This window comes from Halomonas sp. Y3 (assembly GCF_024137965.1).
Taxonomy (GTDB): Bacteria; Pseudomonadota; Gammaproteobacteria; order Pseudomonadales; family Halomonadaceae; genus Halomonas; species Halomonas mongoliensis.
Genome location: NZ_CP099975.1, coordinates 3,131,494 through 3,152,317 on the forward strand (window position 1 = coordinate 3,131,494; position 20,824 = coordinate 3,152,317).

Below are 20,824 nucleotides of genomic sequence, written 5' to 3' on the forward strand. Positions count from 1 at the left end.
TCATGTTGCCGCAGACCAAGGTATAAGGTATGAGATTACGGCAGAATTATATAATAGCTGCGAATAAGATTATAACCACTGTTCCCCCCCGGCCACCACGCAGGAGTCCTCGCATGTCCCGCGTCCCCTTCTCTACGCCCCGGCTGGACCGGCGTCAGCTCCTCAAGCTGGGCGTCGGCGCCGGTGCTGCCAGCCTGCTTCCGCTGAGCGGCCTGCAAGCCCGCACCCTGTCAACCAGCGCCCGGATCGTCATCCTCGGCGGCGGCGCCGCCGGCATGGCCATGGCCAACCGCCTCTCCAACCGGCTCGATGGCGCTCGCATCACCATCGTGGAACCCAGGGAAACCCACCACTATCAGCCCGGCTGGACCCTGGTGGCCTCCGGCGTCTGGCGCCCGGAAAAGACCATGCGGCCCAACGCCAACTTCGTGCCCAGCGGCGTGACCTGGGTGCGCCAGCCCGCCGTGGGCATCGACGCCGAACAGCGCCGCGTCTCCCTGGCCGATGCCAGCGTGCTGGAGTACGACTACCTGGTGGTAGCCACCGGCCTGCAGCTCAACTACCACCTGATCGACGGCATGTCGCCGGACCTCGTCGGCACCCACGGCATCGGCAGCGTCTACGCCAGCATCGAGGGTGCCACCCGGACCCGGGACGCCATCGACGCCTGGATCGCCAGCGGCGGCGGCAAGGGCATCTTCACCGCCGCTCCCACCCCGGTGAAGTGCGCCGGCGCCCCCCTGAAGATGACCTTCACCACCCTCTCCCGCCTGGAGGATACCGGCCGCCGAGACGACTTCCAGGTCGACTACATGTCACCCGGAGCGGGGCTATTCAGCCAGCCCTGGATCAACGACTTCGTCAAGCAGCGCTTCGACGATCAGGGCGTCAACCGCCGCCACCACTACCGGCTCTCCGCCATCGACCCCGGCGCCCGCCAGGCCGAGTTCACCTTCGTCGGCCCGGACAGCGAGTTCACCTCCCACCATGAGCTGCGCGAAGCGGAGTTCTCCCAGGAGGGCGAGCGCAGGGTGATCGCCGACTACGACTTCATCCACGTGGTGCCGCCCATGAGCGCACCGGACTTCGTGCGCGAGAGTGACCTGATCGCCCGGGATGGCCCCTTCCGGGGCGAGTGGCTGGATGTGGACATCCATACCATGCAGCACAACCGCTATCCCGAGGTGTTCGGCATCGGCGACGTGATCGGGGCGCCGATCAACAAGACCGCCGCCAGCGTCAAGGCCCAGGCCCCGGTGGTGGAGGCCAACCTGCTGGCCCAGATGCAGTCACAGCCGCTGCCCGCCCGCCACAACGGCTACACCTCCTGCCCCATGATCACCGGGATCGGCAAGGCGATGCTGGTGGAGTTCGGCTACGACAACAACTTCGACTTCCTGCCCTCCTTCCCCTTCATCGACCCCCGCGATGAGTCCTGGGCGGCCTGGGTGATGAAGGATCGCATGCTGCAGCCGGCCTACTATGCCGTGCTCGAAGGCCAGGCCTGAGGAGAGGAGAGATAATGACGATTCAAGGTGCCTTCACCATCCTGATGTACGCCCTGGCGCCCTTCCTGTGGCTGATCGTGGCCGGCGTCGTGGTACTCGTGGCCGTCCAGCTGATCGCCCGGCTGCGCGGCTATCGCACCCTGGGCTATCGCTGCCTGGGCGCCAACCTGGCCGCGCTGCTGGTGGGCCTCTCGGGGCTCTGGTGGATTCCCGCCTTCACCAACTCCCGGCTCGGCTATGTGGCCACCGCCTTCGACTGGGTGGCGATGATCGGCGCCGTGATCGGCCTGGCCATCGCCGCCTGGCTGGTGCTGCACCCGCTCAGCTACCTGGTACGCGGCAAGCGCCAGGCCTAGCGGGAACCCGCCCCCGCCCGAGTGGGCGGGGATGCCGGCACGGGGTCTCATCGGCCCGGCACGCTCCCCGGCATCCGCAGGCCGATCCTCAGTCTGCCAGGCCCCAGCCCCCCTCCAGGATACGCACCTTGCCGGCCGCCAGGTTGCCGGCCAGGTTGCGCCCCATCTCGATGAACTCGGCGCCGAAGATCAGCGCCGGCCCCGGCAGCTGTCGCGCCGGCGCGGCGCCCGCCTCGCGACGACCGTGCTTGCGGCGCCAGGCCAGGGCCTCCTCGGTCACATCGCGTACGCAGACCGGCACGAAACCGGCCGCGGCCAGGCCCGCCTCCAGGGCCTCTCGAGGCCGCAGGTGACTGGTTGCCTCGCTGCGCGCCCAGGGCACCGGCAGCGCCAGCGGCTCGGGGTTGTCGCCGGCCACCACCTCATGCAGCAGCACCCGGCCGCCGGGGGCGAGCAGGCGGCGCCACTCGGCCAGCACCGCCGGCACGTCCGGCATATTCATCAGCGCATGCTGACACCAGACGAGATCGAAGCTGCCATCCGGCAGCGGCGTGCGAGCGGCATCGGCGCAGAGAAAGCGGGTACGCCCGGCGAGCCCCGTGGCCGCGCTCAGCCACTCCGCCGCCGCGATGAAGGCGGCGGTGATATCCACGCCGACCACCTCGCAGCCGAACTCCTCGGCCAGCAGCCTGGCGGCACCGCCGGTGCCGCAGCCCACGTCCAGCACCCGCTGCCCGGCCCGCACCTCACCGAGCCTTGCCAGGGAGCGACTGGCAGCGCGTCCGCCAAGATGCAGCTGGTCGATGCCGGCGATCTCGTCCAGGGTCAGGCGCCCGGGGTCCAGGCCCGCCTCCCGGAAGGCGGCCTGCAGCCTGTCACTCAGGCTTTCCCCGCCCCCTGCGGCGAGGGCATCATAGTGGGCATCAAGCTGGCGAGTGACATCGGTCATGGTGGCCTCCTGGCAGTGGGCGGGCCATCAGTCTAGCCTGCCGGCTCGTCATCCCCCATCCTGCAAAAGGTCGCAGTCGCCGGTGCCACGTCAAGGAGTCGCCATGCCCCGCCTTTCCCTGTTCGCTTCACTCGCCGTCCCCCTGCTGCTGGCCGGCTGCACCGGCATTCCCAGGGGCACCGAGCCTGTCACCGGCTTCGAGCTCGATCGCTACCTGGGTCCGTGGTACGAGATCGCCCGGCTCGACCACTCCTTCGAACGCGGCCTCGACTGCGTCACCGCCGACTACTCCCTGCGCGACGACGGCGGCGTGCGGGTGCTCAACCGCGGCGTGAACCTGACCGAGGGCGAGGTCAGCGAGGCGGAGGGCCGCGCCTACTTCATCGGGGACGAGGACGTGGGCCGGCTCAAGGTGAGCTTCTTCGGCCCCTTCTACGGTGGCTACAACGTGCTCGCCCTGGATGACGACTACCAATGGTCCCTGGTGTCCGGTCCGAACCGCGACTACCTGTGGATCCTGGCCCGCACCCCCACCCTGGACGAAGCGCTCTATCGCGACCTGGTCGAGCGCGCCGAAGCGATGGCCTTCCCGGTGGAGGAGCTGATCGTGGTGGACCAGGGCGAGGCCTGCGAGCCCTGGCGCGAGGAGGCCTAAGCTCATGCCCACCAGCGCCACGCTCGAGACCTGGCTTCGGGCAAGCATCGAGGAAGCCGAGTTTCCCGCACGGGGCCGGGTTCCCGGCGGGCACTTCCGCCGTCTCGGCCACGGCATGCTGGCGCTGCTGCCGGAGCAAGCCGCCCCAGAGGCCCGGGCCTGCGTGCTATCGGTGGGGGTTCACGGCAACGAGACCGCCCCCATGGAGCTGCTCGAAGGGGTGCTCGGGCGCCTGGCCAGGGGAGAGCTGCGTCTCGGCGCTCCGGTACTGCTGCTGCTCGGCAGCCCCGAGGCGACCCGCCGGGGGGTACGCTATGTGGGCACCAACCTCAACCGGCTGTTCCGCCGGGGGCTCGACGAGAGCGGCATGGAGCCCGATCGGGCCCGGGAGCTGATGGCGGCGGTGGACGGCTTCTTCGCCCGGCACGAGACGCTGCCGAGGCTGCACTACGACCTGCATACCGCCATCCGCGACAGCCGCTACCCGCGCTTCGTGGTCAGCCCCTATACCGAGCGTACCGCCGTGGAGATGGACCAGTGGCGCTGGCTCGCCGCCGCCGGCATCCAGGCGGTGCTCCACCAGCACCGCCACAGCTGGACCTTCTCCCACTACAGCAAGCACTACCACGGCGCCCAGGCCTTCACCGTCGAGCTGGGGCGCGCCCTGCCCTTCGGGCACAATGACCTGGCGCCCCTGGCCCCCATGGCCGCCCTGCTGGCCGCCCTGCTGACGGGGAGGGCGCCGGCGGAGGCGCCCCCGGGCCGGATGACCTTCTTCCGGGTGGCGCAGGAGCTGATGCGGGAATCCGAGACGTTTCGCCTGGCCTTCCCGGAAGCCACCGCCAACTTCACCGAGTTCCCCCCGGGTACCCTGCTGGCCGAGGATGGCCGTGCCGGCGAGACAAGGGTCGGGACGGCACCGCTGGCCGTGGTCTTTCCCAACGCCGAGGTGGAGATCGGCGCCCGGGCCGCCCTGCTGGTGCGGCCCGAGCCTCCTCCGGCGTGATGGCGGGCACCTGAGCCGGGCAGAGGGCAGAGGGCAGAAAAAGCCTTAAAACCACTACAATAGCAGGGTAGAATCTTGCCCCTTTGCCGATCAGCATCGACCCGGCGTCGCCGCACCCCCTGTGCCTTCCCCTGCTGCGGATGGCCGCCGCGCCGCTGGCATCGCCCCGCAAGGCGCCGCATACCCACGGCGTGACGCCGCGGCGACCCTGACCTGGAGCCCGTTCCATGGCCGAAACCCCGATTCCCCTGGAAGTCCGCAACATCAAGAAGCGCTTCGGCGACACCGAAGTCCTCAAGGGGCTGTCGCTCTCCGCCCACAAGGGGGATGTCATCACCCTGATCGGAGCCTCGGGCTCCGGCAAGAGTACCTTCCTGCGCTGCATGAACCTCCTCGAGCAGCCCGACGAGGGGGAGCTGATCGTCCACGGCGAGGAGATCCGCTTCCGGCAGACCCGCCGCGGCCGCGAGCCCGCCGACTGGAAGCAGGTGGTGCGCATGCGGGCCAGGCTCTCCATGGTCTTCCAGGGTTTCAACCTCTGGGCCCACATGACCCTGCTCGAGAACATCATCGAGGCGCCGGTGCACGTGCTCGGCAAGCCGAAGAAGGCGGCCATCGAGCAGGCCCAGGCGCTGCTCGAGCGGGTCGGCCTCTCCCACCGCGCCGATGCCTACCCGGCCCAGATGTCCGGCGGCCAGCAGCAGCGCGGCGCCATCGCCCGGGCGCTGGCCATGGACCCGGAGGTGATGCTCTTCGACGAGCCCACTTCGGCGCTGGACCCGGAACTGGTGGGCGACGTGCTCAAGGTGATGCGCGAGCTGGCCGACGAGGGGCGCACCATGATCGTGGTGACCCACGAGATGGGCTTCGCCCGAGACGTCTCCAGCCAGGTGATCTACCTGCACCAGGGCCTGGTCGAGGAGGCCGGCCCGCCGGAGCAGGTGCTGGGCAACCCCCAGTCGCCGCGCCTGAAGCAGTTCCTGGCCCCCAAGTACTGAGCGGCCCCCAAGTACCGAGCGAGAGAATACCATGCTGGATCTTCACGGCTACGGCCCGCGGCTGCTGGAAGGCGCCGGGGTCACCCTGCAGCTGGCGGTGCTGTCGCTGGCCCTGGCCATCCTGCTGGGCCTGCTCACCGCCAGCGCCCGGATGTCCCGCCACTGGCCCCTGCGCCAGCTGGCCACCCTCTATACCACCCTGATCCGCGGCGTGCCGGACCTGGTGCTGATGATGCTGCTCTTCTTCGGCGGCCAGATGGCGCTCAACGTGGTAACCGACGCCCTCTATGACCGCTTCGGGGTCGACTGGTACGTCAACCTCAACGCCTTCGCCGCCGGGGTGATCACCATCGGCTTCATCTTCGGCGCCTATATGGGCGAGACCTTCCGCGGCGCCTTCATGGCCGTGGAGCATGGCCAGATCGAGGCGGGCAAGGCCTACGGCATGACCCCCTGGCTGGTGTTCCGGCGCATCCGCTTTCCGCAGATGATGCGCCACGCCCTGCCCGGGCTCTCCAACAACTGGATGGTGCTGCTCAAGACCACGGCGCTGGTCTCGGTCATCGGGCTCTCGGACATGGTGCGGGTGGCCGCCGAGGCCTCCCGCGCCACCCACGAGCCCTTCACCTTCCTGATCCCGGTGGCGGCGGTCTACCTGCTGATCGCCAGCGTATCGGAGTGGCTATTCGCCCGGCTCCAGAAGCGCTACAACGTCGGCTTCGGAGGCCACTGACATGCCGGATATCTCACTCTGGTTCCAGGAGCTGCTGGCCGGCAACGTCATCTTCACGCCCACCACCCTCGGCTACTACTGGGATGGCCTGGTGACCACGGTGCAGCTGGTCTTCCTCTCGCTGGTCGCCGGCCTGGTGCTGGCGGTGCCTCTGGCCATCGGGCGCAGCTCCCGCCACCGCTGGATCAGCCTGCCGATCTACCTCTACACCTATGTGTTCCGCGGCACCCCGCTGCTGATCCAGCTCTACATCATCTACTACGGCGTGGTCTTCTTCGACGGCATCCAGCAGACCTTCCTCTGGCCGCTCCTGCGCGAGGCCTTCTATCCGGCGCTGATCGCCTTCACCCTGAACACGGCGGCCTACACCACCGAGATCTTCCGGGGCGCCATCAAGGCCACGCCCAGGGGCGAGATCGAGGCGGCCCGGGCCTACGGCATGTCGGACGCCCTGATGATGCGCCGCATCATCCTGCCCAGCGCCTTCCGCCGCGCCCTGCCCGCCTACGGCAACGAGGTGATCTTCATGCTCCACGCCAGCGCCATCGCCAGTGTGGTCACCCTGATGGACCTCACCGGCGCGGCACGCTTCGTCTATGCGCGCTTCTACGCCCCCTTCGAGGCCTTCCTCTTCGTGGCGGCCATCTACCTCTGCCTCACCTTCAGCATCCTCTACTTCTTCCGCTGGCTGGAGAAGCGCCTGCTGGCCCACTTGAGGCCCCAGGGCTGACGCCCGACCCACGCACCTCCTCACCCCGCCGCGGCCCCCTGCTCCTTCCGGCCGCGGCGCTCCCCCTGCGCGACAAAGCGTCAAACGCCCGTTGGAAAATCCGTCGCCAAGGGCTTTCGGCACCGCGGCGGCTGGGCTAGAGTCGTCTCCGTAGGCACCCCGGGTGCCGTCTCTCATCGCAAGGAGTTCCTCCATGAAGAAACTGCTGACCGTCTCGATCCTCGGCGTGGCCATGGCCGCCGGCACCGCCCAGGCCCGGGACTACGACCACGTGCGCATCGGCGTCGACGTCCCCTACGAGCCCATGGAGTACCGCGGCGCCGATGGCGAGCTGACCGGCTTCGACATCGACCTGGGCAACGCCCTCTGCGCCGAGATCGGCGTGACCTGCGAGTGGATCGAGCAGGAGTGGGACGGCATCATCCCGGGCCTGCTGGCGCGCAACTACGACGCCATCATGTCCTCCATGTCGATCAACGAGGAGCGCCGCCAGACCGTGCTCTTCTCCGACTCCTACATCACCATCCCCGGCGCCTGGTTCGCCCCGGCCGGCAGCGAGATCGAGGAGATCAGCGAGGAGACCCTGACCGACAAGAGCATCGGCGTGCAGCGCGGCACCACCTTCGACAGCTACGTCACCGACAACTACAGCGGCGTCGCCAGCATCAGCCGCTACTCCACCGCCGACGACATGGTGCTGGACCTGCAGGCCCAGCGCCTGGATATCGTCTTCCTGGAGTTCATCGTCGGCCAGGCCACCCTGCTTGACGCCCACGAGGACCAGTTCCAGGTGGTCGGCGAGATGGTCTCCGAGCCCGAGGAGTACTTCGGCGAGGGCTTCGGCATCGCCTTCCGCCAGCGCGACACCGCGCTCGCCGAACGCTTCAACGAGGCCCTGGCGACCCTCAAGGAAGACGGCACCTACGACGAGATCTACCAGCGCTACTTCGGCGACGAGTGATCCTCGGCACGCCATGAGCGACAAGCGGCCTCGCCATCGCGAGGCCGCTTGCGTTGGCAGAGGGTACCTCAGGGCCAGCTGTAGACGCCGCGGTTCAAGGCGTCGCGGAAGGCGGAGTGGACCTTGTTGCCGCGCAGGGTGGCGCCGCTGTAGCCGTCGATGTCCTCGGCCAGCCGCTCCGGCTCGTAGAGGGCGAAGATGGCGGTCAGCGGCTGGCCCTCGAGGGCCTCGGCGAGCTGCTGGTGCTGCGCCCACACCGGGAAGAGGTCGTCGTCCTCGTCCAGCCGGCGATAGTCCTCGCCGCGGTAGGCCAGATGGCGATAGCTGATGTTGGAGAGCCGGCCATCGCGCAGGTCGAACTGCACGTTGACCTGCATCTCGCCGCCGTCGCCGAAGACGCCCCGATAGCGGCCGTCCAGCGGCAGCCCCAGCAGCGCCCGGTGCAGGCGCTCGTCCTCGGCGGGCGAGAGCCGCACCGTGTCGCTGTCGGCTTCGCCTGCCGCCGCCTCGCCTTCCTCGGCCTGAGCCGCCGCCCCAGGTTCGATCGGCTCGCCCTCCTCATCCACCAGCCGGCCGATCAGGTACGCCTCAAGCATCCCCTCGGCCCGCGGGCTGTGGGGTACGCCGGGGCGCTTGTTGTCCCACCCCTCGGTGGACTCCCGACCGCACCACTCGAGGATCACCTCCTCGTCGGTGGGATGGTCGGGCACATAGTCGGTGATGTCGTAGACCCGACCGTGAATCGCCTTCCAGCAGCTCTCGGCGCCGTCGTGCTCGGCGAGCTCCTCGAGGGTGATGGGGTCCAGGGCGTCGTCGTCGGCCGCGTCACGGTCGCTGCTGGAGAGCGCCTGGATCGAGACCAGGGTGGCCAGACTCGCCACGAAGGCGACGAAGGCGGAGTAGGCGATCTTGTTGATGTTCATAGGAAGTCGAAGACCTCGCTGTGGATGCGTGAGGCGGGCACCCCCTGCTCGACCAGCAGCCGCTGCAGGTGGGCGTTCATGGCGGGCGGGCCGCAGAGGTAGATCTCCCGCTCGGTGAAGTCCGGGCAGTGCTCGCGCAGGAAGGCTTCGGTCATGCGCCCCTGCTCCCGGGAGAAGTGCTGGGTGAAGGTGAACCCCTCGACCCGCCCGGCGATATCTTCCAGCTCCTGCCGGTAGTAGGCCCGGGACTCGTCCTTGGCGAGATAGATCAGCTGCACTTGCCCCGCCACCTCGGCCCCGGCGGCCAGGTCGCGGGCGCCGCCCACGAAGGGGGTGATGCCGATGCCGCCGCCCAGCCAGAGCATGTCACGCTCGGGGAAACGCCGCCCGAAGAACTCCCCGTAGGGGCCCTCGACCAGCACCCGAGTCTCGGGGGTCACCGTCTGCAGGGCATGGCTGGCGTCGCCCAGGTCCTTGATGCCGATGCGCAGGCGCGCATCCGCAGGCGCCGAGGCGATGGTGTAGGGGTGCTCCTCGCCGCGCCCGTCGGCAAGGGACTCGTCCAGCGGCGAGAGGTAGACGAACTGCCCCGCCTCGTGGCGGATGCCGCTATCCTCGGGGCGCAGCACCAGCTCCACCACGCCCCGGGCCAGGGGCACCACCTCCTCGACCCGATAGGGATGGCGCCGCCTGGGCGCCACGCCCTTGCGCCAGGCGATGGCGCCGAGCCCGGCGATGCCGAGAAGCCACCAGGGCCAGGCCTCGCCGGCCAGCAGCAGGGCGTGCCCGAGCCCCAGCAGCAGCGCCGCCGCGGAGACAAGGTGCAGCCGCTTCCAGCGCTGGTAGTGAGGCTTGCCGAAGAAGTCGAAGGTGGGCGCCAGGAAGACCACCAGCGCCGCCCAGGCCAGCCAGCCGAGCCAGAGCGCCCCATGGGAGAACGGCGGGAAGAGGGTCGCCACCGCGGCGTCCAGGGAGGCCGGCACCGCAGCGAGCCCCAGCGCCAGGGCGTGGAGCATCACCAGGATAAAGGCGGCAAAGCCCAGCCAGTGGTGCAGGTGCCAGAGCCGCGCCAGCCCCCCGAAGGGGCGGTCGAAACCCGGCACCCGGCTGCTCACCGCCCCGGCCAGCAGCAGCATGGCGAGCCCCAGGATGCCGGCGACCCGGCCGATCCAGGTCAGCCAAAGCTCCGGCGGCCCGCCGAGGCCGCCCAGGCGCGGCAGCGCCACCGCAAGCGGCAGCAGCAGCGCCGCGATCAGGACCATATCGCCCGTTTTCAGCCGTCGTCGCATGCTCCCTCCCCTTTCACCGACTGACTGTACAGTGTCGCCGAAAAGCACCTCTCTTCAAGACTCGAAGTCTGGTGCCACCGAAGGTTTGATCCGGGTCAATAATCCGGCCTGTCACCGAAGTGACTCCATCCGTACACGCTGATGCAACACCGCCGGGGCAAGCTCTCCCACCGAGATACCCATCCTCATCCATGGAGAGCCCCCATGTCCCAGCATCAGTACCCCGGCCACGTCGACGCCGTTCTCGCCGATGGCGACGAGCCCATGAGCAACCCCTCGGCCAACGGCTACTTCGGCGACATCCTCGAGGCGCGCATCAGTCGCCGCGCCATGCTGCGCGGCAGCCTCGCCGCCGCCGTGGCCGGCGCCATGGCCACCAGCCTGCCCTTCGGCAGCGCCTTCGCCGCCGGTGGCGCCAGCGCCCCGGCGCCGAGCCTCGGCTTCAAGGCCATTCCGGTCAGCGCCGCCGACAGCGTGGTGGTCCCGGAAGGCTACCGGGTCAGCGCCATCCTGCCCTGGGGCACCCCGATCAGCGGCGACATGCCGGCCTTCTCGCTTGACGCCAGCGGCGAGGCCCAGGGGCACCAGGTGGGCAGCCACCACGACGGCGTGCACTTCTTCCCGCTGGAGGGCAGCTCCCGGGACGGCCTGCTGGTGATGAACCACGAGTACGTGGAGCCGCGCTTCCTGCACGCCGCCGCCGCGGGCCTGGCGCTGGACCGCAACGGCTTCCCCCAGAACGCCGACGGCAGCCGCGACGACGACCAGGTGCTCAAGGAGCTCAACGCCCACGGCGTCAGCGTGGTGCGCATCCGCGAGGACGACAGCGGCAAGTGGCAGGTGGTGGAGGACGCCCGCAACCGCCGCATCACCGGCCTGACCCCGATGCGCCTGGCCGGCCCGGTGGCCGGCACCGAGCATGTGGTGACGAAGTACAGCCCGGACGGCACCATGACCCGCGGCACCCTCAACAACTGCGCCCACGGCGTCACCCCCTGGAACACCTACCTGGCGGCCGAGGAGAACTGGGCCGGCTACTTCGCCAACGCAGACGCCGAGATCGATCGCCGCCAGGCCCGCTACGGCATCCAGACCCGCGACACCGGCCGCTACCAGTGGCACCGGGCGGCGAGCGGCGCCGACCAGTACGTGCGCTTCGACGCCAGCAGCCGCGGCGCCTCTCCCACCGAGGACTACCGCAACGAGCCCCACGCCTTCGGCTGGATGGTGGAGATCGATCCCATGGACCCGGCGGCCACCCCGGTCAAGCGCACCCACCTGGGCCGCTTCGCCCACGAGGGGGTAATCTTCGCCCCGGCGGTGGAGGGCCAGCCGGTGGTGGCCTACTCCGGCGACGACGCCCGCTTCGAGTACATCTACAAGTTCGTCTCCGCCCGCCCCTACCACGCCGCCACTGCCGACGGCTCCCTGCTCGACGAGGGCACCCTCTACGTGGCCAGGTTCCACGAGGATGGCCGCGGCGAGTGGCTCGCCCTGGCCCCCGGCGAGAACGGCCTCACCCCGGAGAACGGCTTCGCGGATCTCGCCGATATCCTGGTCAACACCCGCGCCGCCGCCGACCAAGCCGGCGCCACGAGGATGGATCGCCCCGAGTGGGGCGCGGTGGACCCGGCCACCGGCCAGGTCTACTTCACCCTGACCAACAACACCCGCCGCGAGGCGGGCGACGAGCACGCCGCCAACCCCCGCGCCGAGAACCACTTCGGGCATATCATCCGCTGGCAGGAAGAGGGCAGCCACGCCGGCACCCGCTTCGCCTGGGACCTCTTCGTGCTGGCCGGGGACGGCGACGACAGCCGCGATCTCGCCGGCGAGCCCCTGGGTCAGGAGGCGATCTTCGCCAGCCCCGACGGCCTGTGGATCGACGCCGACCGCCGGGTGTGGATCCAGACCGACATCAGCGAGTCGGTGATGAACACCGGTATCTTCGAGGTGTTCGGCAACAACCAGATGCTGGCCGCCAACCCCGAGACCGGCGAGATCCGCCGCTTCCTCACCGGCCCCGTGGGCCAGGAGATCACCGGCGTGGTGACCACCCCGGACCAGCGCACCATGTTCGTCAACGTCCAGCACCCGGGCGCCACCACCTCGGCCGAGGCCTTCGCCGCGGGCGAGCTGGTGAGCCACTGGCCGGACGGCGGCAGCGCCATCCCGCGCTCGGCGACCCTGGTGATCACCCGGGAGGACGGCGGCATCATCGGCGCCTGACGGTTAGCTCCCCGAAACGCAAGCGGCCCCGCCAGATGGCGGGGCCGCTTGCGTTGCCGACGGGGAGAGCCGTTCAGTCGGCCTGCTCGAAGCTGAAGCGCGGCGCCGGGGCCTCGGGCAGCAGGGCCGCGCAGGCGCGCACCCGCTCCATCAGCGCCTCGTGGGTCGGCGCCACCAGGTTGACGTGGGCCAGCTTGCGCCCGGGGCGCTCGCTCTTGTCGTAGCGGTGCAGGTGGGCGTCCGGCAGGGCGAGGACCGCCGCCGGGTCGCCCTCGCGGCCGATCACGTTGACCATGCAGGTGGGCATCCGCGCCGCGGTATCGCCCAGCGGCAGGCCCTGGATGGCCCGCAGGTGGTTCTCGAACTGGCTGGTCACCGCGCCGTCCATGGTCCAGTGGCCGGAGTTGTGCACCCGGGGCGCCATCTCGTTGGCCAGGAGGCTGCCGTCGGCGCACTGGAAGAGCTCCAGGGTCAGCACCCCCACGTAGTCGAGCTCGTCGAGCAGCGCGCGGATATAGCCGTCGGCGGTCTGCTGCACGCTGTCGTCCAGGTCCGGCAGGGGCGCCACGGAGTAGCGCAGGATGCCGTCCACGTGCTGGTTCTCGGCCATGGGGTAGAAGACCACCTCGCCGTCGCGGCCGCGCACGGCGATGATCGACACCTCCCGCACGAACTCCACGAAGGACTCCACGATCAGCTTCGGATGGTTGATCGAGCGCCAGGCCTGGGCCGCCTCGGCGGGGTCGCGAATCACCGCCTGCCCCTTGCCGTCATAGCCCTCGGTGACCGACTTGGCCACCACCGGACAGCCCAGCTCCCGGGCCGCGGCCTCGAGCTCGTCGGCGTGCTCCACCAGGCGGTAGGCCGGGGTGGGGATGCCCAGGCGGTCGAACAGCGCCTTCTCCTCGGCGCGGTTCTGACAGACGCGGATCGCCTCGCTGGAGGGGTAGACCGGCTTCACCTCCTCGATGGCCTGGACCAGGGAGACCGGCAGATGCTCGAACTCGTAGGTGACGAGATCCACCTTCGCCAGGAAATCGTCGAGCAGATGGTGCTGGTCGGTGTGGATCAGGACCTCACCGATCCCGGCGCTGGGGTGGCCGGTGGTATCCAGGAAGGTGAAGCGGTTGGCCAGGGGGTAGCCGGCCAGGGCCAGCATGCGGCCGAGCTGGCCGGCACCCAGGACGCCGATATTCATGGTTGCCTCCTTCATTCGTCTCTCCGGCTCAGGGCTGGGAGTCGGGACGGGGATCGGGGTTATCGAGCACCGTCTGTGTCTGCTCGGCCCGAAACGCCTCCACCGCGGCACGTACGGCCTCATCCTGCAGGCCGACGATCTGGGCGGCCAGCAGCCCGGCATTGGTGGCGCCGGCCTTGCCGATGGCCAGGGTACCCACGGCGATGCCGCCAGGCATCTGCACGATGGAGAGCAGCGAATCCAGGCCCTTGAGCGCCTTGGACTCCACCGGCACCCCGAGCACCGGCAGGGCAGTCTGGGAGGCCACCATGCCCGGCAGATGGGCCGCGCCGCCGGCGCCGGCCACGATCACCTGAAGGCCCCGCTCGGCGGCGGATTTGGCGTAGTCGAAGAGCAGGTCCGGCGTGCGGTGGGCGGAGACCACGCGGGTCTCGAAAGGCACGCCCAGGCGCTCCAGCATCGCCACGGCGTGCTCCATCACCGGCCAGTCAGACTTCGACCCCATGATCACGCCAACCTTCGGCGACTGTTCGGACTGCATCGATGCTCCTCGGCGACTGCCTGTTCAGGATAGAGAGTGCGGGAAGGAAAGCCGCACATTCTAGCCGTGCGGCCCTCCCCCGTCACCTTGACCGGCTGGACAGCGCCACCTCCCGCCGGCTGGCCAGCCAGTTGGCACCGATGGCCAGGACCATCACCGCCACCCCGGCGGCCTCCACCAGGAAGTTCGGCCAGAACACCGCCACGATGGCGCCGGCGATGGCCAGCCGCGGCAGCCACGACATCCGCGTGAACAGATACCCCTCCAGCGCCGCGGCGAAGGCCCCCAGGGCGAGGATCGCGATCAGGCCGTTCCAGGCCACCACCGCCCAGGGGCCGCCCACGATGATCTCCGGATTGAAGACCATGAACAGCGGGATCAGGTAGAGCCCCTTGGCGAACTTCCAGGCCTGGAAGCCGGTCTCCATGGGCTTGCTGCCGGCGATGGCCGCCCCGGCGAAGCCCGCCAGGGCGATGGGCGGCGTGACGTTGGAGTCCTGGGAGTACCAGAACACCACCAGGTGGGCGATCAGCAGCGGGATGCCGAACTCGGCGGTAAGCGCCGGGCCCACCAGCACGATCAGCACGATATAGCTGGCGGTGACCGGCAGCCCCATGCCCAGCACCAGGCTGGCCAGCAGCACCAGCAGCAGCGCCAGCACGATATTGCCGCCGGAGAAGGCCAGCATCATGGCGGAGAACTTCAGCCCCAGGCCGGTGAGGCCGACGATGCCGACGATGATGCCGGCCACCGCACAGGCCATGGAGACCGCCACGGCGTTGCGGGCGCCGAGCTCCAGGCCCTGCACCAGCTTCACCCAGCCGGCCCATAGCGTCGTACCGATGCTGGCCAGGGTCACCTTCTGGCCCTGGCGGGGGGCGACGAACAGAAACCAGATGGCGTAGCGCAGCACCGCCACGGCCAGCATGGTCACCACCGCGTAGAAGCCCACCCGCATGGGCGACATGTGCATCACCAGCAGCCACACCAGCACGCCCAGCGGCAGCAGGAAGTGCCAGCCCTCCTTCATCACCTCGCGCACCTGGGGCAGCTCGCTTCGGGCCATGCCCTGCATGCCCTGCTTGAGGGCGATGATATGCACGAAGAGGTAGACGGTAGCGAAGTACATGATCGCCGGCAGCACGCTGACCTTGACGACTTCCAGGTAGGAGACGCCGGTGTACTCGGCGATCAGGAAGGCCCCGGCGCCCATCAGCGGCGGCATGATCTGCCCGCCGGTGGAGGCCGCCGCCTCGATGCCCCCGGCCTGTCTGGGCTGGTAGCCCAGGCGCTTCATCAGCGGGATGGTGAAGGCACCGGTGGTCACCACGTTGGCGATGGCGCTGCCGGAGATGGAGCCCATGCCGGCGGAGGCGATGACCGCCGCCTTGGCGGGCCCGCCGCGCTGGCGCCCGGTGGCGGCATAGGCCAGGTCGATGAAGAATTTGCCGGCGCCGGTGATCTCCAGGAAGGCGCCGAACAGCACGAAGATGAAGATATAGGTGGCCGCCACCCCCAGGGGCAGGCCGAAGATCCCCTCCTGGCCCAGGTAGAGCTGGCCGACCACCCGGTCGATGTTGTAGCCGCGGTGCTCCAGGATGCCGGGCAGAAACTGGCCCAGCCAGGGCAGCTCGCCCCGGGGGCCGGCGAAGGCGTAGAGGATGGCCACGGCGCCGATGATGGTCATGCCGAGTCCCACCGCCCGGCGGCTCGCCTCCAGCACGGTGACCACGGCGATGCAGCCGACGACGATATCGGTCTGGCTCCAGAAGCCGGCGCGGCGGAAGATCTCGTCCAGGTAGAACACCAGGTAGCCGCCGGTCAGCAGGGCGCCGGCCAGAAACAGGCAGTCGAGGGCCCAGCCCAGCATGCCGCGCTTTCGATGCGGGCCGAACACCGGGAAGATCAGGAAGGCCAGCAGCATGATCAGCATCAGGTGGATGCTGCGCTGGTAGAAGAGCCCCAGGGGCTGGATACCGGCGGAGTAGAGCTGGAACAGGGAGAGTCCTACGGCCACCAGGGTGATCAGCCAGAGGATGGGGCGCGCCTGGATGGCGCCTCCCCCAGGCACGGTGACCTCGGGCGCAGTGGCGGCGGGCTTGGCGGATTCGCTCATGGGCGTCTCGTCAGGGAGTGGCTGCCGAGGTGCGCAGGTGGATCGTCACCCGTTCGCCGGCGGCCCGATCGCTCAGGCTGAGCCGGCGGCCCTCGTGCAGCAGTCGATGGTTGACCTCCGGGGAGCCGACCCGGAGGCGATAGCGGTTGCCGGGCACCGGCTCGTCGAGCCCCTCGATCCAGTAGCCGCCCTCCCCGTCGGAGACCTGCCGCCCGCGACCGGGAATATGGTCGAGGCCGGCGGCGAAGTCCGGCAGGTGGCTGCGCTCCAGCACCATCCGCCCCTCGCGGTGGCGATAGCAGTCCAGCACGGGAAAGCCGGCCACGGAGTGGTTCCACTCCAGGCACCAGGCCTCGCCCTCGGGCATCGGCAGGGAGGCGATCCGCCGGCCGCTGTCGGCGACCACCTCCAGCCGACCCGCATCGCCGGCCGACAGCGGCAGCGGGAGCAGCAGGCAGAGGGCAAGCGCCGCCGGCCCGGGGACACGGCGGCAGAGGTCATGGATCGGGGAAGGCATCGGCGTGCCCGCCTGGTTCAGGGGCTCTGGTGGTCCTGGACCTCGACGCCGATCTCCTCGTAGTAGCGCAGGGCGCCATCGTGGAAGGGCACCGGCGTGGAGTCGATGCTGAACGCCACGGTGGTGTCGTTGGCGGCCGGGTGCACGGCGATCAGCTCGTCGGTGTGCTCGAAGAGCAGCCTGGTCAGCTGGTAGGCCAGCTCCTCGTCCATCTCGCTGCTCACCGCCAGCACGTTGGGGATGCTGATGGTGTGCACCGTCTCCTCCATGCCGTCATACAAGCCGGCGCGCAGGTCATAGGGGGCGAAGACCGGCTCCGCTTCCCGGGCGTTGGCCACCTCTTCCTCGGAGAGTCCCACCAGGCGGATATCGCGGGTGGTGGCCAGGTTGAGGATGGAGCTGGTGGGCGGGCCCACGCTCCAGAAACCGGCGTCGATGTCGCCATCGCGGATGGCATCGGCGGTCTCGTTGAAGTTCAGGCGCTGGGGAGTGAAGTCGTCATAGGTGATGCCGTTGGCTTCCAGCAGGGCGCGGGCGTTGAGCTCGGTGCCGCTACCCGGCGCCCCCACGGAGACGCGCTTGCCGCGCAGGTCCTCCAGGGACTCCACGCCGGAGCCGGCCAGGGTGACCAGCTGCACGGCGTTGGGGTAGACCGAGGCCAGGGCACGGATATTGTCGAGCTGGCGCCCCTCGAAGTCGCCGGTGCCGCTGTAGGCCTGATAGACGGTATCGGCCAGGGCGAAAGCGAGATCGGAGTCGCCGCGCCACACCAGGCCCATGTTCTCCACCGAGGCCCCGGTGACCTCGGCCACCGCGCTGGCCCCCTCGATATGGCTGTTGATCATCTCGGCCAGGCCGCCGCCCAGGGGGTAGTAGACCCCGCCGGTACCGCCGGTGGCGATGGAGAGCTGCTGGGCCGCGGCCAGCGGGGCCGTCGCGATCAGCGAGGCGGCGACGGCGTACTTCATGGCATTCATGGCAATCCTCCGGGCTGAAACCCGTTTGTTGTATCGTTGTTGTCGGTGCTGGAGGGAAAGCACCTGAGGGAAACCTAGCATGGCCCCTGCGTGAGAGGCCATGGCCATATTTCTACGTTTTCAGATTTTTTCGGCAATTCCACCAAGGTCGCCTGGTCGCGCCGTCATCCCGGCAGGCCATCGGGGCGCGCCGTTACCAGATAGCGGGCATAGCCGAGGAGGTAGAGCCAGAAGGCGGCAAGCCACAGCAGCGCCGGCGCTAGCATGCCCAGCAGCAGGTAGTGCTGGGGCCAGGCCAGCGGCACGCCCACCCGCAGGGCACCGCCCAGCACCAGGCACCCCAGCGCCGGCCAGATGGCTCGGGGCAGGAGCAGGGGGCGGCCGGTATGGCGCAGGCCGGCGATGCAGAAGACGGCCAGGACGGCGGTGCCGATGGCCCCCACGAAGAGCGCATGGCGCCCCGCATAGGCGGGCCAGCTCTCCAGCAGGGCGGTCAGCCCCACCAGGGCCAGCCCCAGCGTCAGCCAGACATAGGCCAGGGTCAGCAGCAGCAGGTAGAGCCGACCCATGGCCCGCCCCCAGGGCCACTCGGAGAGCCGGTCGGCCTGGGCCGCCGCGGCGGCCAGGGCGACCCAGCCGGTCACCGGATGTCCCGGGGCCAGCAGGTCCGCCACCACGAACAGGCAGAGCACGGCCACGGCCAGGTGCTCCCGGGCCGGGGTCAACCGCTGCGGCCCCGCACGGCCGCTCTCCTTCAGCGCCGCCATGGCCACCACGCGCACGATGCGGGTCACGCTCACCGCGATCATCACCAGCAGCAGGTTGGCCGCCAGGTTGAGGATCGCCAGCATGCCCAGCCGGCCGGGCAACCAGCCCAGCCAGGCCAGATAGAAGGCCAGCTGGGAGAGACCATAGAGCAGCAGCAGGCCCCCCAGGCTCAGATGCCGCCGCCCCTCACCGCGAAGCAGCGCCGGCAGCGCCCAGGCCAGCAGCACCGCCACGAAGGCGAGGTTGATGCCCGCCACCACCAGCGCCGGCAGGCTCCCGGAGAGCCATACCGTCACGCGCCCCGCCAGCCACAGCGCCACCAGCCCGGCCAGCCGCCTGCCGGCGATGGGCGCCACGCCCGCCCAGGAGGGCACGGCGGTCAGCAGGAAGCCGGCCAGTGCCGCCAGGACGAAGCCGAACAGCATCTCGTGGCCATGCCAGGCCATCAGCGGCATGCCCATGGGCAGCGAGACGCGGTGCAGCATGCCGCCCACCCAGGGCAGCAGCGCCAGCGGCGCGTAGGCGGCCGCCAGCAGGAAGAAGGGGCGAAAGGCGTAGGCGAGGAGCGGCCAGGGTCTGCCACGGGCGGCATCGATAAGCACAAGCGACATGGCAAAGGTCCTCAGGAGCTAAGGTCGAGATAGAAGCCGGCGTCGGGCAGGCCGCCGCCGATGAAGCCCGGCGAGAGTTCGGCCAGGGCACCGAGGAAGCGCTCCAGGTCGGGGCGCGCCGCGGGAGCGTCGCGCATCTCCAGCCGCGTGCGCCGCACCGCCGCCTCTACCACCTCGGCGGAGAGCGGCGAGTGCGCCGCGCCCAGCCGCCCCGCCTCGGCGGGGTTGGCCAGGGTCCAGGCCACCGCCTCGGCCACCGCCGTCTGGAGGGCGCGCACCCCCTCCGGATGCGCCTCCAGCAGTTCCCGCCGACAGATGACGCCGGCCTGGGGCAGCGCCGCCGGCTCACCGGTGAGCCTGGCCCACTCCTCCTGGAGATCGAGCTCCAGGGGCGCCAGACCGAGCCCCACCGCCTGCAGGCGGGTGGAGGAGCGCATCGGTTCAGGCAGCACGACCACGTCCAGCCGGCGGGCCAGGAACATCTGCACGGTCTCGAAGGGGCTGGCGTGGTAGGTGATCCGCAGATCCTTCCCCACCTCCATGCCCAGGCGGCCCAGCAGGTAGCGCAACACCAGGTCGGGCATGTCGCCCCGCCAGGGGACCCCGATATGGCGCCCGGCCAGATCCTCGATGCCGGCCAGGGGGCCCCGCTCGGCCAGTACGCCGAGAGTGCCCCAGACGTTGACGTTGAGCAGCCCCACCTCGACGCCGCGGTTGTAGAGATTGGCCGCCACGTTGGTGGGCGTGGCGGTCAGCTGGACCTCCCCGCCGGCCACCCAGGCCCGCAGCTGGTCGGGGTCGCGCCAGGCGCGCAGCTCCCGCTCGCCGAACCACTCGGCCAGCCCCTCATGCTGCAGGGCCCGAGCCAGGATCACCTGGGGCAGGCCGTAGGGCGTGGCGGCGCGCAGGGGGGACCCGGCGGCGAGGCCGCTCACGGGCAGGGCCGCCAGGGTAGCCAGGCCTGCCGCCAGCTTCAGCAGCCGGCGGCGTTCGAGATCGATCATGGACGCTGTCATGACGCCACCGCCTCCTCGTCTTGATGGAACAGAAAGCTGCGAGCCACCGCGGGGTGGCGCAGCAGGGCAGCGGCCGCCTCATAGAGGAAGGCGGTATCGCGCTCGGCAAAGGGACGTGAAATGCGCTCCTCATGGACGATGCGCGCCGGCGACGGCGACAGCACCACCACCCGGTGGCCCAGGCGCAGCGCCTCGGTCAGGTCGTGGGTCACCAGCAGCGCGGCGATGCCGCGACGCGACAGCAGGTCGATCAGCAGCGCCTGGGCCTCGCTGCGCATGCCCACGTCCAGGGCGCTGAAGGGCTCGTCGAGGAGCAGCAGGTCGGCATCCACCGCCAGGGCCCGGGCCAGTGCCACCCGCTGCTGCATGCCCCCCGAGAGCTCGTGGGGGAAGTGGTCGAGCCGCTCGCCCAGCCCCAGCTCCTCGGCCAGGACACGGGCCCGGGACAGCCGCTCCCCGCGGGGCACGCCCAGCGCCTTGAGGCCCAGGGCGATGTTGTCGAGCAGCCTTCGCCAGGGGAGCAGGCGTCCCTCCTGAAAGACCATGGTGCTGCGGTGAAAGTCATCCAGGACGCGCCCCTCGCCGGGAGGCATCAGACCCGCCGCCAGGCGCAGCAGGGTGGTCTTGCCACAGCCGGAAGGCCCCACCAGGCAGACCGACTCGCCGGGGGCGATCTCGAGGTCGATGCCGTCGATAATCCGCGACATGCCCAGCACATGGCCCACACTCTCGAGTCTCAGCAT

The 20,824-nt window shown here is 69.9% G+C and carries 20 protein-coding genes; 9 read left to right on the plus strand and 11 right to left on the minus strand.

The genetic code is table 11. From position 1 onward, the window contains the following. Window positions 1–113: 113 nt before the first annotated feature. Together NHL60_RS14805 and NHL60_RS14810 are read left to right on the plus strand one after the other, a co-directional pair. Window positions 114–1,508, plus strand: coding sequence for an FAD-dependent oxidoreductase (locus NHL60_RS14805; protein ID WP_253445036.1), 1,395 nt, complete (start codon window positions 114–116; stop codon window positions 1,506–1,508). 14 nt (window positions 1,509–1,522) lie between these two features. Next, the gene (locus NHL60_RS14810) at window positions 1,523–1,864 is read left to right on the plus strand and encodes a hypothetical protein (protein WP_253445040.1); all 342 of its coding nucleotides are present in this window, start codon (window positions 1,523–1,525) and stop codon (window positions 1,862–1,864) included. Window positions 1,865–1,952: 88 nt separating this feature from the next. Here NHL60_RS14810 and NHL60_RS14815 read toward each other — a convergent pair whose 3' ends face one another. Beyond that, a complete protein-coding gene (locus NHL60_RS14815; RefSeq protein WP_253445043.1) occupies window positions 1,953–2,813 on the minus strand; it encodes a class I SAM-dependent methyltransferase in 861 nt (286 codons plus the stop codon). A gap of 103 nt (window positions 2,814–2,916) precedes the next feature. Here NHL60_RS14815 and NHL60_RS14820 point away from each other — a divergent pair, with 103 nt between their 5' ends. The 6 genes from NHL60_RS14820 to NHL60_RS14845 all read left to right on the plus strand — a co-directional run bounded on the left by NHL60_RS14820 (window position 2,917) and on the right by NHL60_RS14845 (window position 7,896). Beyond that, entirely contained in the window at window positions 2,917–3,468 is a 552-nt protein-coding gene (locus NHL60_RS14820; RefSeq protein WP_253445046.1) for a lipocalin family protein, read from the plus strand. Window positions 3,469–3,472: 4 nt separating this feature from the next. Then, window positions 3,473–4,474, plus strand: a complete 1,002-nt coding sequence (locus NHL60_RS14825; protein WP_253445049.1) for a succinylglutamate desuccinylase — start codon at window positions 3,473–3,475, stop codon at window positions 4,472–4,474. A gap of 227 nt (window positions 4,475–4,701) precedes the next feature. After that, window positions 4,702–5,472, plus strand: a complete 771-nt coding sequence (locus NHL60_RS14830) for an ABC transporter ATP-binding protein (protein WP_253445052.1) — start codon at window positions 4,702–4,704, stop codon at window positions 5,470–5,472. Window positions 5,473–5,503: 31 nt separating this feature from the next. Further along, window positions 5,504–6,205, plus strand: coding sequence for an ABC transporter permease (locus tag NHL60_RS14835; protein WP_253445055.1), 702 nt, complete (start codon window positions 5,504–5,506; stop codon window positions 6,203–6,205). 1 nt (window position 6,206) lies between these two features. Beyond that, a complete protein-coding gene (locus NHL60_RS14840) occupies window positions 6,207–6,935 on the plus strand; it encodes an ABC transporter permease (RefSeq protein ID WP_253445057.1) in 729 nt (242 codons plus the stop codon). Window positions 6,936–7,128: 193 nt separating this feature from the next. Next, the gene (locus NHL60_RS14845) at window positions 7,129–7,896 is read left to right on the plus strand and encodes a transporter substrate-binding domain-containing protein (protein ID WP_253445060.1); all 768 of its coding nucleotides are present in this window, start codon (window positions 7,129–7,131) and stop codon (window positions 7,894–7,896) included. A gap of 68 nt (window positions 7,897–7,964) precedes the next feature. Here NHL60_RS14845 and NHL60_RS14850 read toward each other — a convergent pair whose 3' ends face one another. Then, complete coding sequence (locus NHL60_RS14850; RefSeq protein ID WP_253445063.1) at window positions 7,965–8,819, minus strand: cytochrome b5 domain-containing protein; 855 nt, start codon at window positions 8,817–8,819, stop codon at window positions 7,965–7,967. Then, entirely contained in the window at window positions 8,816–10,108 is a 1,293-nt protein-coding gene (locus NHL60_RS14855; RefSeq protein ID WP_253445066.1) for a ferric reductase-like transmembrane domain-containing protein, read from the minus strand. The genes NHL60_RS14850 and NHL60_RS14855 overlap by 4 nt, the downstream gene beginning before the upstream one ends. Window positions 10,109–10,312: 204 nt before the next feature. Between NHL60_RS14855 and NHL60_RS14860 the strand changes: the two genes are divergently transcribed. Continuing rightward, window positions 10,313–12,337 carry a PhoX family phosphatase gene (locus NHL60_RS14860; protein WP_253445068.1) on the plus strand — a complete coding sequence of 675 codons (2,025 nt, stop codon included), beginning with the start codon at window positions 10,313–10,315 and terminating at the stop codon, window positions 12,335–12,337. A gap of 73 nt (window positions 12,338–12,410) precedes the next feature. On the opposite strand, the gene NHL60_RS14865 is transcribed toward NHL60_RS14860, so the two are convergent. The 8 genes from NHL60_RS14865 to NHL60_RS14900 all read right to left on the minus strand — a co-directional run bounded on the left by NHL60_RS14865 (window position 12,411) and on the right by NHL60_RS14900 (window position 20,824). Next, window positions 12,411–13,535, minus strand: coding sequence for a 5-(carboxyamino)imidazole ribonucleotide synthase (locus NHL60_RS14865; RefSeq protein WP_253445069.1), 1,125 nt, complete (start codon window positions 13,533–13,535; stop codon window positions 12,411–12,413). A gap of 28 nt (window positions 13,536–13,563) precedes the next feature. Continuing rightward, window positions 13,564–14,076, minus strand: a complete 513-nt coding sequence (purE, locus tag NHL60_RS14870; RefSeq protein WP_253445072.1) for a 5-(carboxyamino)imidazole ribonucleotide mutase — start codon at window positions 14,074–14,076, stop codon at window positions 13,564–13,566. An 82-nt stretch (window positions 14,077–14,158) separates the two neighbouring features. Continuing rightward, complete coding sequence (locus NHL60_RS14875; RefSeq protein WP_253445075.1) at window positions 14,159–16,192, minus strand: TRAP transporter permease; 2,034 nt, start codon at window positions 16,190–16,192, stop codon at window positions 14,159–14,161. Window positions 16,193–16,202: 10 nt separating this feature from the next. Further along, entirely contained in the window at window positions 16,203–16,709 is a 507-nt protein-coding gene (locus tag NHL60_RS14880) for a DUF1850 domain-containing protein (RefSeq protein ID WP_253445077.1), read from the minus strand. Window positions 16,710–16,726: 17 nt separating this feature from the next. Beyond that, the gene (locus NHL60_RS14885; RefSeq protein ID WP_253445080.1) at window positions 16,727–17,686 is read right to left on the minus strand and encodes a TAXI family TRAP transporter solute-binding subunit; all 960 of its coding nucleotides are present in this window, start codon (window positions 17,684–17,686) and stop codon (window positions 16,727–16,729) included. Between the two features lie 164 nt (window positions 17,687–17,850). Beyond that, window positions 17,851–19,065: an NnrS family protein gene (locus tag NHL60_RS14890; protein ID WP_253445082.1), complete on the minus strand. Its 1,215-nt coding sequence runs from the start codon at window positions 19,063–19,065 to the stop codon at window positions 17,851–17,853. Between the two features lie 11 nt (window positions 19,066–19,076). Next, entirely contained in the window at window positions 19,077–20,081 is a 1,005-nt protein-coding gene (locus NHL60_RS14895) for an ABC transporter substrate-binding protein (RefSeq protein ID WP_253445085.1), read from the minus strand. Then, window positions 20,078–20,824 carry an ABC transporter ATP-binding protein gene (locus tag NHL60_RS14900; RefSeq protein WP_253445088.1) on the minus strand — a complete coding sequence of 249 codons (747 nt, stop codon included), beginning with the start codon at window positions 20,822–20,824 and terminating at the stop codon, window positions 20,078–20,080. Before NHL60_RS14900 ends, NHL60_RS14895 begins: the two co-directional genes overlap by 4 nt.

Excerpts from the sequence above, each read along its gene's own strand:
- NHL60_RS14805 (WP_253445036.1), top strand. The coding sequence starts at position 114 with ATGTCCCGCGTCCCCTTCTCTACGCCCCGGCTGGACCGGCGTCAGCTC.
- NHL60_RS14810 (WP_253445040.1), top strand. The coding sequence starts at position 1,523 with ATGACGATTCAAGGTGCCTTCACCATCCTGATGTACGCCCTGGCGCCC.
- NHL60_RS14815 (WP_253445043.1), bottom strand. The coding sequence starts at position 2,813 with ATGACCGATGTCACTCGCCAGCTTGATGCCCACTATGATGCCCTCGCC.
- NHL60_RS14820 (WP_253445046.1), top strand. The coding sequence starts at position 2,917 with ATGCCCCGCCTTTCCCTGTTCGCTTCACTCGCCGTCCCCCTGCTGCTG.
- NHL60_RS14825 (WP_253445049.1), top strand. The coding sequence starts at position 3,473 with ATGCCCACCAGCGCCACGCTCGAGACCTGGCTTCGGGCAAGCATCGAG.
- NHL60_RS14830 (WP_253445052.1), top strand. The coding sequence starts at position 4,702 with ATGGCCGAAACCCCGATTCCCCTGGAAGTCCGCAACATCAAGAAGCGC.
- NHL60_RS14835 (WP_253445055.1), top strand. The coding sequence starts at position 5,504 with ATGCTGGATCTTCACGGCTACGGCCCGCGGCTGCTGGAAGGCGCCGGG.
- NHL60_RS14840 (WP_253445057.1), top strand. The coding sequence starts at position 6,207 with ATGCCGGATATCTCACTCTGGTTCCAGGAGCTGCTGGCCGGCAACGTC.
- NHL60_RS14845 (WP_253445060.1), top strand. The coding sequence starts at position 7,129 with ATGAAGAAACTGCTGACCGTCTCGATCCTCGGCGTGGCCATGGCCGCC.
- NHL60_RS14850 (WP_253445063.1), bottom strand. The coding sequence starts at position 8,819 with ATGAACATCAACAAGATCGCCTACTCCGCCTTCGTCGCCTTCGTGGCG.
- NHL60_RS14855 (WP_253445066.1), bottom strand. The coding sequence starts at position 10,108 with ATGCGACGACGGCTGAAAACGGGCGATATGGTCCTGATCGCGGCGCTG.
- NHL60_RS14860 (WP_253445068.1), top strand. The coding sequence starts at position 10,313 with ATGTCCCAGCATCAGTACCCCGGCCACGTCGACGCCGTTCTCGCCGAT.
- NHL60_RS14865 (WP_253445069.1), bottom strand. The coding sequence starts at position 13,535 with ATGAATATCGGCGTCCTGGGTGCCGGCCAGCTCGGCCGCATGCTGGCC.
- purE (WP_253445072.1), bottom strand. The coding sequence starts at position 14,076 with ATGCAGTCCGAACAGTCGCCGAAGGTTGGCGTGATCATGGGGTCGAAG.
- NHL60_RS14875 (WP_253445075.1), bottom strand. The coding sequence starts at position 16,192 with ATGAGCGAATCCGCCAAGCCCGCCGCCACTGCGCCCGAGGTCACCGTG.
- NHL60_RS14880 (WP_253445077.1), bottom strand. The coding sequence starts at position 16,709 with ATGCCTTCCCCGATCCATGACCTCTGCCGCCGTGTCCCCGGGCCGGCG.
- NHL60_RS14885 (WP_253445080.1), bottom strand. The coding sequence starts at position 17,686 with ATGAATGCCATGAAGTACGCCGTCGCCGCCTCGCTGATCGCGACGGCC.
- NHL60_RS14890 (WP_253445082.1), bottom strand. The coding sequence starts at position 19,065 with ATGTCGCTTGTGCTTATCGATGCCGCCCGTGGCAGACCCTGGCCGCTC.
- NHL60_RS14895 (WP_253445085.1), bottom strand. The coding sequence starts at position 20,081 with ATGACAGCGTCCATGATCGATCTCGAACGCCGCCGGCTGCTGAAGCTG.
- NHL60_RS14900 (WP_253445088.1), bottom strand. The coding sequence starts at position 20,824 with ATGCTGAGACTCGAGAGTGTGGGCCATGTGCTGGGCATGTCGCGGATT.